Origin of the sequence: Croceibacterium aestuarii, assembly GCF_030657335.1 — a bacterium.
Classification (GTDB): domain Bacteria; phylum Pseudomonadota; class Alphaproteobacteria; order Sphingomonadales; family Sphingomonadaceae; genus Croceibacterium_B; species Croceibacterium_B aestuarii.
In genome coordinates, this window is the sequence record NZ_CP131039.1 from 1,103,833 (window position 1) to 1,118,915 (window position 15,083).

Annotated in this window: 12 protein-coding genes; 6 read left to right on the forward strand and 6 right to left on the reverse strand. The window is 65.3% G+C overall.

What is annotated here, in order from left to right:
* Positions 1–83: 83 nt before the first annotated feature.
* The 4 genes from Q7I88_RS05295 to Q7I88_RS05310 all read left to right on the forward strand — a co-directional run bounded on the left by Q7I88_RS05295 (position 84) and on the right by Q7I88_RS05310 (position 4,982).
* Positions 84–1,418 carry an ImmA/IrrE family metallo-endopeptidase gene (locus Q7I88_RS05295; RefSeq protein WP_305097996.1) on the forward strand — a complete coding sequence of 445 codons (1,335 nt, stop codon included), beginning with the start codon at positions 84–86 and terminating at the stop codon, positions 1,416–1,418.
* Positions 1,419–1,424: 6 nt separating this feature from the next.
* Positions 1,425–3,050: an adenylosuccinate synthetase gene (locus tag Q7I88_RS05300; protein WP_439648381.1), complete on the forward strand. Its 1,626-nt coding sequence runs from the start codon at positions 1,425–1,427 to the stop codon at positions 3,048–3,050.
* Positions 3,047–3,715, forward strand: coding sequence for a DUF7002 family protein (locus Q7I88_RS05305; RefSeq protein ID WP_305097998.1), 669 nt, complete (start codon positions 3,047–3,049; stop codon positions 3,713–3,715). Before Q7I88_RS05300 ends, Q7I88_RS05305 begins: the two co-directional genes overlap by 4 nt.
* A 229-nt stretch (positions 3,716–3,944) precedes the next feature.
* On the forward strand, positions 3,945–4,982 hold the full coding sequence (locus tag Q7I88_RS05310; RefSeq protein WP_305097999.1) for a hypothetical protein: 1,038 nt from the start codon (positions 3,945–3,947) through the stop codon (positions 4,980–4,982).
* On the opposite strand, the gene Q7I88_RS05315 is transcribed toward Q7I88_RS05310, so the two are convergent.
* Genes Q7I88_RS05315 through Q7I88_RS05325 form a run of 3 tightly spaced genes read right to left on the reverse strand, consistent with a single transcriptional unit; the run spans position 4,896 to position 9,416 of the window.
* The gene (locus Q7I88_RS05315; RefSeq protein WP_305098562.1) at positions 4,896–6,098 is read right to left on the reverse strand and encodes a spinster family MFS transporter; all 1,203 of its coding nucleotides are present in this window, start codon (positions 6,096–6,098) and stop codon (positions 4,896–4,898) included. The two genes, Q7I88_RS05310 and Q7I88_RS05315, sit on opposite strands and share 87 nt — an antisense overlap.
* Positions 6,099–6,145: 47 nt before the next feature.
* Complete coding sequence (locus tag Q7I88_RS05320) at positions 6,146–7,006, reverse strand: alpha/beta fold hydrolase (RefSeq protein ID WP_305098000.1); 861 nt, start codon at positions 7,004–7,006, stop codon at positions 6,146–6,148.
* Between the two features lie 31 nt (positions 7,007–7,037).
* Positions 7,038–9,416: a TonB-dependent receptor gene (locus Q7I88_RS05325; protein WP_305098001.1), complete on the reverse strand. Its 2,379-nt coding sequence runs from the start codon at positions 9,414–9,416 to the stop codon at positions 7,038–7,040.
* A 103-nt stretch (positions 9,417–9,519) separates the two neighbouring features.
* Between Q7I88_RS05325 and Q7I88_RS05330 the strand changes: the two genes are divergently transcribed.
* Positions 9,520–10,152, forward strand: a complete 633-nt coding sequence (locus Q7I88_RS05330; protein ID WP_439648362.1) for a TetR/AcrR family transcriptional regulator — start codon at positions 9,520–9,522, stop codon at positions 10,150–10,152.
* A 3-nt stretch (positions 10,153–10,155) separates the two neighbouring features.
* On the opposite strand, the gene Q7I88_RS05335 is transcribed toward Q7I88_RS05330, so the two are convergent.
* Genes Q7I88_RS05335 through otsB form a run of 3 tightly spaced genes read right to left on the reverse strand, consistent with a single transcriptional unit; the run spans position 10,156 to position 14,094 of the window.
* On the reverse strand, positions 10,156–11,550 hold the full coding sequence (locus tag Q7I88_RS05335; RefSeq protein ID WP_305098003.1) for an alpha,alpha-trehalose-phosphate synthase (UDP-forming): 1,395 nt from the start codon (positions 11,548–11,550) through the stop codon (positions 10,156–10,158).
* 1 nt (position 11,551) lies between these two features.
* A complete protein-coding gene (locus Q7I88_RS05340; RefSeq protein WP_305098005.1) occupies positions 11,552–13,354 on the reverse strand; it encodes a glycoside hydrolase family 15 protein in 1,803 nt (600 codons plus the stop codon).
* Positions 13,351–14,094, reverse strand: coding sequence for a trehalose-phosphatase (otsB, locus tag Q7I88_RS05345; protein ID WP_305098006.1), 744 nt, complete (start codon positions 14,092–14,094; stop codon positions 13,351–13,353). Before otsB ends, Q7I88_RS05340 begins: the two co-directional genes overlap by 4 nt.
* A 189-nt stretch (positions 14,095–14,283) precedes the next feature.
* On the opposite strand from otsB, the gene Q7I88_RS05350 reads away from it, so the two are divergent.
* Positions 14,284–15,078, forward strand: a complete 795-nt coding sequence (locus Q7I88_RS05350; RefSeq protein WP_305098007.1) for a hypothetical protein — start codon at positions 14,284–14,286, stop codon at positions 15,076–15,078.
* Positions 15,079–15,083: the final 5 nt, after the last annotated feature.

Consider the following 15,083-nt stretch of genomic DNA (forward strand, 5'->3'; position numbering starts at 1 on the left):
TCTCAAGGTCATTTGAGATGTTGATTTACGTTTTTCGGCACTTTGCAACCTAAAGAAATTGGAGCACTGTCAGCTTTGGAAAAATGACAAGCGCACCCTCCATTAACTGGACTAACTCCTCGGTTCGGGCCTTCGCCAAGAACAGTGATCCACGCATAGCTATTGAAAAGGCGGCGCGAGAGCTCGTTTTGAAAGCACGCGAGAAGGGTTGGGAAGGCCCGCCATTTAACCCCCTACACATCGCTGAAATGCTCGGGGTCCAGATGGAAGCTAATTCAAGCGTGGCCGATGCCCGACTGTTGGCAACCGATGTGGGACCTAAGATTCAGTTCAATCCTCAACAACCGAGAGAGCGAGTGCGTTTCTCGATCGCTCACGAAATCGCACACCTTCTCTTCCCTGACTGGTCGGAGCAGATTCGCAATCGAGGCGGGGATACAACACCTGACGATTGGCAGTTGGAAATGCTGTGCAATCTGGCCGCTTCTGAGTTCGTGCTTCCAATCGGCAGCCTATCAGCCACAGAAAACATTCTTCCAATCGAAGATTTGATGCTCCAGCGCCGAGAATTTGACGTTTCCGCTGAGGCCTTTCTTATCCGATTGGCAAAGATATCTAGTCGACCGATAGGAGTTTTCGTCTCGTCGCCTACGGTTCTTGAGGACGGGACCCGCCACTACAAAATCGACTATTTCGTCAGCTCGCCCACCGCGCCAAGGGTGCGATTGTCGGGGATGACTATCCCGGACGATAGCATCGTGCATCGGTGCACTGCCATAGGGCACACGGATCGCTCGGTTGAATATTGGGTGACCGATGCTCCAATCCAGATCGAATGTGTTGGCCTAACGGCATATCCGGGAAGCATCTACCCAAGAGTGGCTGGTCTGCTCAGATTTGACCGGACCCAAGAGAACCATCTTCCGATACGTTTGCTGCATGGAGATGTTCTTGAACCTCGCAATGGTGGCAAGAAGATCATTTGTCAGCTGGTCAATGACAAGGCCATCAAATGGGGAGGTGGCGTCGCGCGGAAGATTGCGAAACGCTTCGCTGGCGCGGAAGAGGCATACTCCGAGCAAGTCAAACAAATCCGGCAGCGCGATCGTTTGGGAAGAACGATATTTTCAGAAGCCAATGACAACCTAACCATCGCAAGTCTGATAGGGCAGGAGGGATTCGGACCATCCCTTTTCCCCCGAATTAGGTATTCCGCACTACAATCCTGTCTTGAACAAGTTGCCGATCGTGCTGCAACCATTGGGGCGAGCATTCATATGCCTAAGATCGGGACGGGCTCGGCGGGCGGCGACTGGTCCACTATTGAAGAAATACTTGATGATGTAATGGTTCGGGCAGGTCTGTTTGTGACCGTATATGATGTCCCACCGAAGCGCGTGCAGCTGGAGTTGTTATAGGTGGCTGTGGGGGGCGCAAATCTTCGCATCGTCTTACTTTCTGGGCCAATCTGTTCCGGCAAGTCGGCCTTGGTACGGCTCCTAGAGAAAAAGCATGGTGCCAAGATCATTAAGACACGAGAGCTCATACTTAAGAAGGCTCCTAGAACTAAACGAGAGCGCAAATCCCTTCAGCGGGCGGGTCAGAAGCTCGACCGAGCGGACGGCGGTGCGTGGGTCGGTGAGGCACTGCAGCGTACCATCGACAGCTCTGCGACAGGACGGACGCCTAAGGGCCTCTATGTCGTCGACTCTGTCCGCATCTTAGGTCAAATAGAGGCTATTCGGCGCGCATACGGTGCCGAAGTTCATCACATTCATCTAACCGCTACGGAAGAGGAACTTCGCAAGCGCTACGAGGATCGTAGCAGGGAAGACGATGAGGCGGTCGAGTATGACGACCTGAAGCGAAATCAGACCGAACGTCAAATCGAGAGTCTCGCGGAAGTCGCGGACATCGTCGTCTCGACGGATCGCTGCAGTGAAGAAGCCGTCCTTGTTCGGGCAACCGCGCTTCTAAACCTCTATCCGCGGTCAAATGATGCCCTCGTTGACGTGCTGATTGGAGGTCAATTCGGCAGTGAAGGCAAGGGAAACATCGTGGGGCACATTGCGCCGGAATACGATCTTCTTGTGCGGGTCGGCGGCCCTAACGCAGGGCATCAGGTTTACGCAGAGCCTAAGCCGGAAAAATACTATCATTTGCCTTCGGGCACGCAGCGGGCGCCGAACGCGAAGCTGCTACTCGGCCCTGGTGCCGTAATCTACCCGAAAAAGCTTCTCGCAGAGATTGTAGAGCACAAAATCAATACTGAGAGGCTGACGATCGATCCGCGAGCCATGATTATCACTGACGCGGACCGCGAAGAGGAGGAGGAGCGGTTTGGCAGCATTAGCTCGACCGCACAGGGCGTTGGGATCGCTTCAGCGCGAAAAATGACAGGTCGGTCGGACTATAAAGACAAGAAGGCCGCGTTCCTCGCCCGCGACTGCGAAGATCTTCAGCCTTTTTTGGGAAGCGCGCGTCAACTTTTGGCAGACGCTATCGTGGCCGGCCAACGCATCCTGTTGGAGGGCACCCAAGGCACGGGACTAAGTCTTCACCACGGTGACTATCCCCATGTCACTACGAGGGATACGACGGTGTCGGGATGTCTCGCTGATGCCGGTATTGCACCTTCAAACGTACGGAAGATCATTATGGTCTGCCGCACATATCCAATTCGAGTGGGTGGGCCGTCTGGTCCGATGGCACATGAGGTAGATATGGCGGAAATCCATCGGCGCAGCGGCATTCCGCTCGAGGAACTCGAGAAAAACGAACGGACGACCACTACTGACAGGCCACGTCGAATCGCCGAATTCGACTGGCTACAGTTTCGCGACTCAGTCCAGCTTAATGGTCCGACCGACATCGCGTTGACATTTGTCGACTATTTCGACGTGAAGAATCGAAAGGCATATCGTTTTGAGCAGCTCTCAGATGAGACAATTAGCTTCGTGGAAGAGATTGAGAGGATATCAGGTCGGCCCGTCTCTCTCCTCTCTACGGATTTCAACTGGCGAAACGTCATTGATCGGAGGGCGTGGTGACCGAAGCAGAGCTTGAAGAGCTGATCAATGAATGCCCTACGCTTTATCACATGGCGGAGCGAGGCTCATGGGATTCGATACAGCAATTCGGTCTTATGAGTACCAGCGCTCTCTTGGACCACTATTCCGTCAACCCGCCGAAGCGCACCGAGATCGAAAGTCAACATCGCCCCGAAAGCGTCGAAGTGACAGGTAATGGCCTGCCACGCGCCGTCGTGCGTGACCAAATTCCGATGAGCGACGCGGGTCTGAGACGGGCCTTGCCCGACCGGCTCTCTCCAGCGGATTGGTATGAGCTACTGAACGCGAAAGCATTTTTTTGGCTTTCGGAGAAGAGGCTTCACAAGCTCACAAATGCCAAGGCGTACCGTGACCAAGAGCACGATGTCCTTGAAGTTGATACACGATCGCTAATTGAGGCTCATCGAGATGCAATTTGGCTTTGCCCGATCAACAGCGGGTGCACCAAACCGATGCCGCATCCCAGAGATGAAACTATTTTCGCGCGCATATCAGACTATCCCTATTCTCACTGGCGGGAAAGACGTGGCCGTCAAGAGCGCGTAGTCGAATTGGCCGTTGATCATTCGGTCGAGGACATTCGCAACCACGTGAAGCGCGTCGTCGTTAAGCGAGGCACCGAGGTCTTGAGAGTCGTTCAATGAATTAAGATGAATGAAACCATGGAGGAGAGCTCCTGATGCAGGCGAAGGTGTCCGCTTTCGGGTTGCAGCGATTTTGGCACGAACGTCGGACATGGGGCGCAAAGCGGTCGGAAGGGGTTCGCCACTAACTTTAAGAAACCATTTTCCTACAGCCCCCCATTTGTGCCTTACCCTGTTCGATTGGCTCGCGCCGATCCGCGATTCTCGCCATCGATCAGGAGACCCGCCCATGCGCAAACGCGGCACCGCCCTTCGCGAAGTTCAGGCCGCGATCGGCCGTTGTGCCGACGACACAGCTTCGCTTCCGACAGGCTCAGGACAGTCGGACGTAGCGAAGCCCCCGCTCCCCGAGTTCGAGCCCGTCCCGCGCCGCTATCGCCATGACGGGTGGACGCCCGAGCGGCAGAAGGCGTTTATCGAGGCGCTGGCGGATTGCGGCTCGGTCACGCGGGCGGCGGCGATGGTCAACATGGCGCAGGCCAATTGCTACACCCTGCGCCGCGCGCCCGGGGCCGAGGGGTTTCGCGCGGCGTGGGACGCGGCGCTCGATTTCGGGGTCGCGCGGCTCAAGGACATCGCCTTCGAACGGGCGATCGAGGGCCAGCTCCACCCGGTGATCCGCGGCGGCAAGCTGGTCGGCTATCACCGCAAGACCAACGACGCGCTGCTGATGTTCTGCCTGCGCCACTACGGCAAGGACGCGAGCGGCAAGCGCACGACGATCAACTACTTCTCGACCAAGGCGGTGGCGGGGGCGAGCGCGGGCGGCGAGGACCGTGCGGCCTCCGGTACCGAGGCGAGCACGACCACCGTGCGCACGGTGATCGCCGGCGACGGGGCGGCGGGCGCGGGGCGGTCGGTCGAGGCGGCGGCGGGGGCGCTGGCGGGGTTCGAGGGGCTGCCGCTCGACGCCGAGGCCCATGCGGCGATCGCCGCCGCGCTCGAGGCCTGCGCGGCGCGGACGCGGGCGGCGGGAGAGGCGCGTGGCGAGGAGGCGGCGGACTTCGCCGCGGACGATCCGGACGAGCCCTTCGTCCCGCTGCTGCCCGGCGGGAACGCGTTTCGCGGCACGCTCGAACCGCCGGTCATGACGCAGGAGTGGGTGCGCTTCGCCGAAGGAGAATCGCCGTGGGAGCTGGCCGGGGCCGCGCTGCCCGACTGGGCGGCGGAGTCGCCTGAGTCAGTCCTCGACCCAGCCGCGCCGGAGGCTGGGGCCGGCGAGGGCCATGAGCAGGGCGGCGAGGGCGTAGAGCGAGAGCGCGAATAGCATCGACATGCGCAGCGCTTCCGCCCCGTAGACCGGAGTCAGCGCGTCGGACAGCGCGCCGAGCGCGTAGATGCCCGCGCCGAGGCCGATCAGGTTGTTGATCAGCAGGAACAGCGCCGAGGCCATCGAGCGCGCCGGCGGCGCTACGAGATGCTGCACGGCCGAGAGCACCGGGCCGAGCCAGACGTAGGCGAGCGCCTGGGGGACGAGCAGGAGCAGGAACGCGGCGGTCACGCTCGAAGTCGAGATGCCGAGCGCGAAGAGCGGGGCGCCGAGCAGGAAGGCGGCGCCCGGCAGCCAGGCGAAGGCGGCGCGGTCGCGCTGGCCGAGCCTGTCGCCGAGCCAGCCGCCGGCGAGGATCCCCGCGACCCCGCCGAGCAGCAGCAGCGCGCCGAAGAACTGCGAGGCGCCGACGAGGTCGAGCGCGAAGCTGCGCTGCAGCAGGCTCGGCAGCCAGAAGGCGATGCCGTAGCCGCACATCGAGCTGGCCGAGGCGCCGAAGGCGAGCAGCCAGAACGCGGGCTTGCGGGCGAGGACCCTCGCGGTTGCGCCGAGGGTGGGGGCGGCGGGGCGCTCGGCGGCGCGCGCCTTGTCCTTGACCAGCAGCTTGAAGGGCAGGGCGATGAGCACGCCGGCGAGGCCGACCGCGAGGAACGCGAGCCGCCAGTCGACTTTCGCGGCGATGTAGCCGCCCGCCAGCACCCCGGCGGCCGAGCCGAGCGGGATGCCGAGCGAATAGATCGAGAGGGCGAAGGCGCGCTTCTCGCTGGGGAAATAGTCGCCGATCACCGCGTAGGAGGGGGCGACCCCGCCGGCCTCGCCGATGCCGACGCCGAGGCGGGCGAGGAAGATGTGCCAGAAGCCCTGCGCCAGGGCGCACAGCGCGGTGAAGCCGCTCCATGCCACCAGCGAGACGGTGATGACCCAGCTGCGGCTGGTGCGGTCGGCGAGCACGGCGAGCGGGACGGCGAGGGTCGAATAGAGCAGCGCGAAGGCGACCCCGCCGAGGAGGCCCATCTGCGCGTCGGTCAGGTGCAGGTCGGCCTGGATCGGCGCGGCGAGGATCGAGAGGATCTGGCGGTCGACGAAGTTGAACACGTAGACCAGCATGAGCATGGCCAGGACCACGCCCGAGCGCGGCTGCCGCGTCGGGAAGGGCGTGCTCACGCCGGCCAGTACCCGGCGAGGAACGCCTCGATCGCCGCGACCGCTGCGGGCTCGTCGAGCAGCGGCGCATGGCCGCGCTCCGGCACTTCGGCGTGCTCGAACGGTCCTGCGTGGCGCTGTTCCATCTCGGCCACCGTAGCAGCCGAAAGCAGATCCGACAGCGCCCCGCGTATCGCCAGCACCGGCGTGGCGGAAATCGCCTCCCACAGCGGCCAGAGGTCGGGCGGGGCGACTTCGCCCTGACCCTCGAACCCCCGGGCGATCGCCGGGTCGTAGGCGAACGCGACGCGGCCGCCCGCATCCTCGCGGCAGGTCCGCCGGGCGAAGGCGAGCCAGTCGTCGCGGCCGAAACCGGGAAAGGCGACGGCGTTGCTCGCCGCACAGGCCTGCGCCGCTTCGTCCCACGAGGCGAAGGCGGAGCCCGCGCCGACGTAGCCGGCGATGCGCGCGAGCCCCGCGGGGTCGAGCGCCGGGCCGACGTCGTTGAGCACGATGGCGGGAATCCGCGCCGGGTCGGTCGCGGCCATGATCATCGCCATCAGCCCGCCCATCGAGGTGCCGATCACGCCGCAGCGCCCGATGCCGAGGCCGCCGAGCAGTGCGGCCATGTCCTGCGCATAGACGTCGGGCCGGTAGCTGGCCGGCTGCGGATCGTGGTCCGACAGCCCGCGCCCGCGCTGGTCGGGCACGATCAGCCGGTAGCGCGGGGCGAGGTGCGCGGCGAGCGGTTCGAAATCGGCGCTGTTGCGGGTCAGCCCGTGGAGCAGCAGCAGCGGCGGCCCTTCGCCCCCGTAATCGCGGGCAAAGAGCCGCAGCCTGCCGTCGGCGGAGGCGTAGCGGTGTTCGCGGTACGTCATGCGCCGCCGGACCTTCTGACCGGGAGGAGGGTCAGAACCGGTAGGTCGCGGTGACGAAGACCTGGCGCGGATTGCCGTAGAACGCGGTCAGCACCCCTTCCTTGCCCAGCGCCGAAGTCGGGTAGCCGTTGCTGCCGTAGGCGAGGTCGCCGGTCACCGGGTCGGCGAGGTTCATGAAGGTGTAGCCCGAAGTCTTGTACTGCTTGTCGCTCAGGTTCTTGCCGTAGAGCCCCAGGCTCCAGCGGTCGCCCGGCGCGTTATAGACGATGCTCGCATCGACCAGCGCGTAGCCGTTCTGGTCGAAGTAGGGGTTCGGGATTTCGAACTGATAGGTCTTCGACTTGTAGGACAGCGAGGTGCCGACGTAGAGATCGCCCTCACCCACAGGGGTGGTGTAGCTCAGCGTGCCGCTGGCGGTCCACTTGGGCGTATTCTGCACCTTGCGGTACTGCGCCACGTCGGTGGGCACGCCGCCGATGAGGGTGACGTATTCGCGGTATTCGGCATCGATGTAGCCGACCGAGCCCGCAAAGTTGACACGGTCGCCGGGCGTACCGATGTCGCGCGCGAGCCGGGCGTTGGTTTCGAATTCGAAGCCCTTGAACCGGGCCTTGCCGGCGTTGGACACGACGCCGCAGAATCCGGGCAGCCCGCCGATCGTACAGGCGACCGAACCGGGAATCTGCACGTCGGTGTAGTCGGCATAGAAGCCGGCCAGCGCGACATAGAGCGCGCCACCTGCGAGGTTGCCCTTGTAGCCGACTTCGTAGCTATCGACCGATTCCGGGTCGAAGCTGAGGAAATCGGCGATCTCGGCGTCGCTGAGCGAGCCGTTGCCGTCGAGATCGGGCGCGTTGACGCCGGTCCCGCGCGGATCGAAGCCGCCGCCCTTGAAGCCCTGCGAATAGCTTGCGTAGATGTTGTGGTCCGGATTGGGCTGATAGCTCAGCGAGACGCGCGGGGTGAACTTCTTGAAATCGGCCGAGCCGTCGAAGTCGGTGGCCGCGCCGCCGAGCGGGACGCCCGCACCGCCGAACACCGGCGAACCGCCGCCGAGGTAGTTCTGTTTGAGGATCGAGGCGGTACGCTTGTCCCAGGTGTACCGGCCGCCGGCCGACACGCTCCACTGCTCGGTCAGATCGTAAGTGAAGTCGGCGAAGACGGCATAAGTTTCGGTATCGACGTCGGCCTCGGTGAAGCCGGTGAGGCCGGCCAGGCTGGTGAACAACCGCACGTCGAAGGCGGTGTCGGCCTTGGCGTTGAGGTAGTAGGCGCCGACCAGACCCTTGAGCGGCCCGCCGTCGTCATAGAGTGCCTGGAATTCCTGGCTGAACTGCTTGTTCCTGTAGATCGCGGGGACGTCGAAATCGACCGGGGCGAGGGCATCGAAGTCGATGGGCGAGGCGCTGTCGTCCTTGCGCCAGCCGGTGATCGAGCGCAGCGTGATGCCCGAGCCGACCTCGACCGAGGCGTTGAGGCCCATGCCGTAGGCTTCGACGTACTGCTTGGGATCGACCAGCCCGCCGCGCGTGTCGTAGACGTCCTTGAGCACCGGAGCGTCCGACTGCAGGCCTGGAATGAGGCGGTGCCCACCGCGCGGGTTGGAATTGTCCTTGGTGTAATCGCCCGACAGGCGGATCGAATAGGGCGCGCCGTGGCCGCCGGCCTCGATGGTGCCGCGCGCGGCCCAGACATCCTTGTTGTAGTTGTCTTGGCCGGTGGTCAGGTTGGTGCCGAACCCGCCGCGCGAGAGCCGGGCGGCCGAGGCCCCGACGCGCACGTCGCCGCCAACGGGGGTCGAGGCAGTGATGACGCCTTCCGCCTGGTCGTAAGTCCCATAGGTGGCCTTGACCTTGACCGAAGGCTCGTCGGGCAGTTCGCGGGTCACGTACTTGACCGCGCCGCCGATCGTGTTGCGGCCGTAGAGCGTGCCCTGCGGCCCGCGCAGCACTTCGATACGCTCGACGTCGTAGATGTCGAGCACCGCGGCCTGCGGCCGGTTCAGATAGACGTCGTCGAGATAGATGCCGACGCCCTGCTCGAAGCCGGAGACCGGGTCCTGCTGGCCGATGCCGCGGATGAAGGCCGAGAGGGTCGAATTGGTGCCGCGCGAGGTTTCGAGCGTGGTGTTGGGCGCGAACTGCGCGATGTCGGTGATGTCCTGCGCGCCGCGCTCGGCGAGCTGCGCCTCGCTGAAGCTCGAAACGGCGATCGGCACGTCGACCAGGCGTTCCTCGCGGCGCCGGGCGGTGACGATGATCGCGCCTTCGCTCGCATCGCTGCCCGAATCGGCCTGCTGGTTGGCGGCAGCATCGTCCTGCGCGGCGGCCGGAGCAGCGGCGAGGGTGCAAAGGAGCACGGTGGCGATGGGGGCGAATGCGGTGGAATGCCGCAGCACTGCGAGGTTCATTGTCATCTCCCGACCTATTGTCTTGTTGCCCGGGGCCAATAATGAAACATGAACCGACTTTCAACTTTAATCTTTTGCCACGAGGCGTGCAGCGCGGTAGCTCATGCCGATGGCAAGTGACCAAGAGCCGATCGCAGGCGCCGGCGAGGGCAAGCAACCGCGCACCGAGCGCGGCCGCAAGACGATGCGCAAGCTGCTCGATGCGGCTGCCGCCGAGTTCGGCGAAAAGGGTTTCCACGACGGCTCGATCAGCGCCATCACGCGCCGCGCGGGAACCGCGCTGGGCACGTTCTACACCTACTTCGATTCGAAGGACGAAATCTTCCGCGCGCTGGTCAACGATCTCAGCGGGCAGGTCGGCGCGCGCGCCGCGGCGGCGCTGGCGAGCGAGACCGAAGCGCTGGAAAAGGAACGCGCCGCACTTGCCGCCTTCCTCCGCTTCGCCCGCGAACATCAGGAAATCTATCGCATCATCGACGAGTCCGAATTCGTCGACCCGCAGGGCTTTCGCCACCACTATGAGACAACCGCAAGCCGCATCCTCGCCCGCCTGCAGCAGGGCATCGCAGCGGGCGAACTGCGCGACGACCTCGGCGAGCCGGAGGCCTGGGCGATCATGGGTATGAACGTGTTCCTGGGCCTGCGCTTCGCCATCTGGAGCGACGAGATCGCTCCCGAAACCGTGTCCGCCGCCGTCAATCGCCTGTTGCGCGAAGGAATCGGGAAGAAAGCCTGAGGGCTAGCCCGCCAGGTCGCGGGTGAAGTTCTCGGTCCAGCGCTGCACGTTCTCGTCGCGCACGCATTCGAACATCGGCTGCCAGCGCGCCTTGCGCTCTTCGAGCGGCATCTCGAGCGCGTCGCGAATCCCGGCGGCGATGTCGTCGGGGCTGTGCGGGTTGACCAGGATTGCCCCTTCCGTCTCCCCCTTCCCGCCCAGCTGCTGTGCGGCGCCGGCGAAGCGGCTCAGGATCAGCACGCCCGGATCCTCCGGGTCCTGCGCGGCGACGTATTCCTTGGCCACCAGGTTCATCCCGTCGCGCAAGGGCGTGACCAGGCCGATCTTGCAGGCCCGGTAGACGCCGTAGAGCTCGGCGGTGGTGTGCCCCTGATTGACGTAGCGGATCGGCACCAGGTCGATCCTGCTGCGCGCACCGTTGATTTGCCCGGTCTTCTGCTCGAGCTCGGCGCGGATCTTCTTGTAAGAACCGATATCGGCGCGGCTCGGCGGGGCGATCTGGATGAAGACGAGATCCTTCACCCGCTCGGGATAACGATCGAAGAACCGGCCGAGGCCGTCGATCCGCTCGGGCAGGCCCTTCGAATAGTCGAGCCGGTCGACACCGATCATGGCGGTGCGCCGGCGCGTGCTGGAAATGACCCGCTGCTGCGCCTGCCGCGCCTCGCCGGTCTCGCCCTGGGCGGTGAAGTGCTCGAAATCGATACCGATGGGATAGGCCCGGGCGATCGTCGTTCTGCCTTCGAACGTAATCCGGCCGCTCTCGGTGTCGACCTCGGCCCCCAGTTCCTTGCGGCAATAGTGCAGGAAGCTTTCGAGCCACTCGTCGCACTGGAAGCCGATGAGGTCGTAGGCCAGGAGCGACTGGACCAGCCGCTCGTGGTAGGGCAGCGAGACGAACAGCCGGGTCGGCGGCCAGGGAATGTGCAGGAAGAAGCCCATCCGGTTCTTGACCCCGCGCCGGCGCAGCCCGTCGCCGAGCGGCATGAGGTGGTAATCGTGCACCCAGACCAGGTCGTCGGGCTCGATCAGCGGGGTCACCCGGTCGGCGAACAGCTCGTTGACCCGTTCGTAGCCGCGTCCGGTCTCGCGTTCGTATTCGGTCAGATCGAGGCGGTAGTGGAACAGCGGCCACAGCGTCGAGTTGGCGTAGCCGTTGTAGTATTCGTCGACATCGTGGGGCTCGAGGTCGATGGTCGCCATGGTCACGCCGTCGTAGATCCCGACGGTGGGTTCGGGCGACGGCTTCTCCGCCTCTTCGCCCGACCAGCCGAACCACAGCCCGCCGGTCTTCTTGAGCGCGGCGTTGAGCGCGCCGGCCAGCCCTCCTTGGGCGCCAGCGGCGCCGCGCGCCTTGGGCACCGCGACCCGGTTTGATATGACGACGAGACGGCTCACGTCAGCGAATTGTACTCCAGCTCTTGGACAGAAGTCCGGCGCAGTTGATCACTCCAACCAGCGAATATGTCTGGGGGAAGTTCCCCCACAGCTCGCCCGTCTCGAAGTCCATGTCCTCGGACAGGAGGCCCGACGCGGTGCGGTGATCGAGCATGGTCACGAACAGCTCGCGCGCCTCGTCCTCGCGGCCGCAACGGGCCAGGGCGTCGATCAGCCAGAAGGTGCAGATGTTGAACGCGGTCTCCGGCGCGCCGAAATCGTCTTCCTGGGCGTAGCGCAGCATGTGCTCGCCGCGGCGGAGCGCCTTTTCGACCTGTTCGAAGGTGGAGAGGAAGCGCGGATCGTCGGGCGCAAGGTATCGCAATTCGACCATCTGCAGCAGGCTGGCGTCGAGGTAGTCGCTCTCGAAGCTGGCGCCGTAATGGCCGCCCGCGCCGTTCTCGACCCAGGCCTCGGCATCGATCTTCTCGCGGATCGCCGCGGCGCGTTCGGCCCAGGCCGCGGCGCGGTCTTCCTTGCCGAGGTGCCGCGCGACATTGGCTAGCCGGTCGCAGGCCGCCCAGCTCATCACCGCCGAATAGGTGTGCACTTCCTGGCGGGTGCGGAATTCCCACAGCCCGGCGTCGGGCTGATCGTGCATTCGCCAGGCCATCTCGCCGACTTGCTCGAGGCTGGCGAAGTCGCGCTCGTCGGCCATCCGCAGCAGCCGCCGGTCGAGAAATCCCTGCACCGTGGGCAGCACGATCTGACCGTAGCAATCGTGCTGGACCTGCATGTAGGCGGCGTTGCCGACGCGGACCGGCCCCATGCCGCGATATCCGGCGAGGTGGGGTGCGGTCGTCTCGCCCAGCTCGCCCTGGCCCATCACCGAATAGAGCGGCTGGATCTGCCCGCCGGCGGCTTCGTCGACGATGTTGCGCAGGTAGGCGAGGTACTTCTCGAGCACGTCGAGCGCGCCGAGGCGGTTGAGCGCCTGCACCGTGTAGTAGGAATCGCGGATCCAGCAGTAGCGGTAGTCCCAGTTGCGCTGGCTGCCCGGCGCCTCGGGGATCGAGGTGGTCAGCGCGGCGACGATGGCGCCGGTTTCCTCGTGCTGGCACAGCTTGAGGTTGATGGCGCAGCGGATGACCTCGTCCTGCCACTCGTAAGGCGTGGCGAGCCCGCGCGCCCACAGCTTCCAGTACTTGCGCGTGTCGGCCTCCATGCGCCGCAACTCGGAGCGGATGTTGCCGCTGAACGGCTCGTCGGGGCCAAGGAAGAAGTGCTGATCGCTCTCGACCCGGTAGGTGCGGCTTTCGAGCAGGTAACCGACCGGCGCATCGGTCGAGAGGCGCATCGCCTGCGCGCCCAGGAGGTAGCGGATGTGATTGGTGCCGCTGGTCGTCTCCGGCGCTTCGGCGCCATAGTCGCGCATCGGCTGCAGCGTCACCTTGAGACGCGGCGAGCCGGCCACGGGGCGCACGATGCGCGTGTAGGCGACGGGGCGGTACATGCGGCCCGAGCGCTCGAAGCGGGGGCAAAAATCGGTGATCTCGACCGCGCTGCCGTCGATGGCCTCGAGCCGGGTGACGAGGATAGGGGTGTTGCGTTCGTAATGCTGGGTGGCGGAGACCTGGCCTTCGATCTCGAAGCGCCACACGCCCCGGTCCTGCCGCTCGCCGTTGAGCAGCGCGCAGAACACCGGGTCGCCGTCGACCCGCGGCACGCAGCCCCAGACGAGCCCCGCCGCCTCGTCGATCAGGCCGGAAACCTGACAGTTGCCGATCGTCCAGAGTTCGAGGCCGGGCTGTGCGGGTACGCTCACAGCTCCAACCAATGGTGCACTGCAGCAGGATCGGCAAGCCCGTAGCGCGCATTTTCGGTTGCGCGCGGGCCGACCGCGACGGCGAACCCGCCGAGCGCGGCGCAGGCGGCAAAGCCGTCCTCGTCGGTGACGTCGTCGCCCACGAACACCGGGATCGCCCCGGCGAAGGGCTCTTCGGCCATCATCGCCTGCACCGCGCCGCCCTTGTCGGCACCGGGCCGGACCAGCTCGGCCACCCGCTTGCCGCGCTTGACCGCGAGGCCGTGGCGCCGTGCCACTTCGTCCAGGAACAGGGCGCAGGCCTCCTCGCGTTCGGGCGTCTCGCGCGAATGCAAGGCCGCGCCGTGGGCCTTGGTCTCGTAGCGGACTCCATTGGCGGCGGCGAAACGTTCGACTTCGGCAATGGCCGCGCCGGGAAGCGCCAGCGCCGCTTCGCCCAGAACGGTGCCGTCGGCCGCGCGCCGCGCCGCGCCATGCGACCCGGCGCAGGCGACGCGCAGCGGGCCGCAATGCGCCTCGAGATCGTCGATCGCCCGTCCGCTGATCAGCGCCAGGCGACCGCCGAGGCGCTCGGACAGCGCCGCGAGCCGCTCGCCCAACCCGGCGGGGACCGCTATCGCGCCGGGAGTGGGGGCGATCTCGACCAGCGTGCCGTCGAAGTCCAGGAACAGCGCCAGCGGTCCGGCGGACAGCAGCGTTTTCAGCGGGGGCGGCGGGGGAAGATCGGGTTCAACGCTCATGCGCGGCCCGACATAGGCGGGCAGGCGTGTGGGTCAACGCCTGGCAAGGCGAGCGCGGCCTTTGCGCCGGGCGAGGACCTTTTCGGAGCGGCCACCCCGCCCGCGCAAGGGCGCAAATGGCCGCTTGCAGCACCCGCCGCGCAGGAGGATAGTGCGACCGGGGGCCGACTCTCATCGGGGAGATGGAACGTGCCGTACCGAATTCTCGCCACGCTCGCCGCCGCGGCGGCATGCTTCGCCGCCTCGCCGGCATCCGCCGAGGTCTACGGCGGCGCGGCGCGCGAAGAGCCCCTGCCGCGCTTCGAGGATCGGCTGTGTCCAGGGGTTATCGGGCTGCAGCGCGATCAGGCAGAGATGGTCGTCGGGCGCATTCGCGAAACCGCCGCGACCCTCGGCATTCCGCTGGCCGATACGCAAACCTGCGAGGCCAACATGGTGATCGCGGTGTCGAACGACGGGCGCAAGTTCATCAACGAACTCCGCGAACGTCGCGGATACCTGTTCGAGAACCTCGACAAGGACCAGAAACGGCGCCTTTTCGAAGAGGAAGGCCCGGCCCGCAGCTTCGTGCGCGTGGTCACGCGTACCCGCGACGGCATGATCGTCGAGCGGGCCAACGGCCTCACCGCCCCGCCGCAGGCGACCGCGGCGATGGCGCATTCGAAGATCTACGTCGCGACGCGGCGCGACATCGTGTCCGGCACGGTGCTGGTCGACGCGGCGGCGCTGGCCGGTCGCGGTATCGTCCAGCTCGCCGACTACGCCACGATGCGCGCACTGGCCGGCGACAGTGCCGAGGCGGTCGCGATGCCGGGCGGCTCGATCCTCGCGCTGTTCGACGACGCGCAGGCCGCCCCGTCCGAACTGACCGCGGGCGACAGGATTTTCCTGCGCACGCTCTACGGCACGCAGCCCAACATCCCTGCGGCGCAAACTCTGGCGCTAGCCCAGCGCCGCATCGACGAGCAGACGCTCGCCGAATAGCGGCG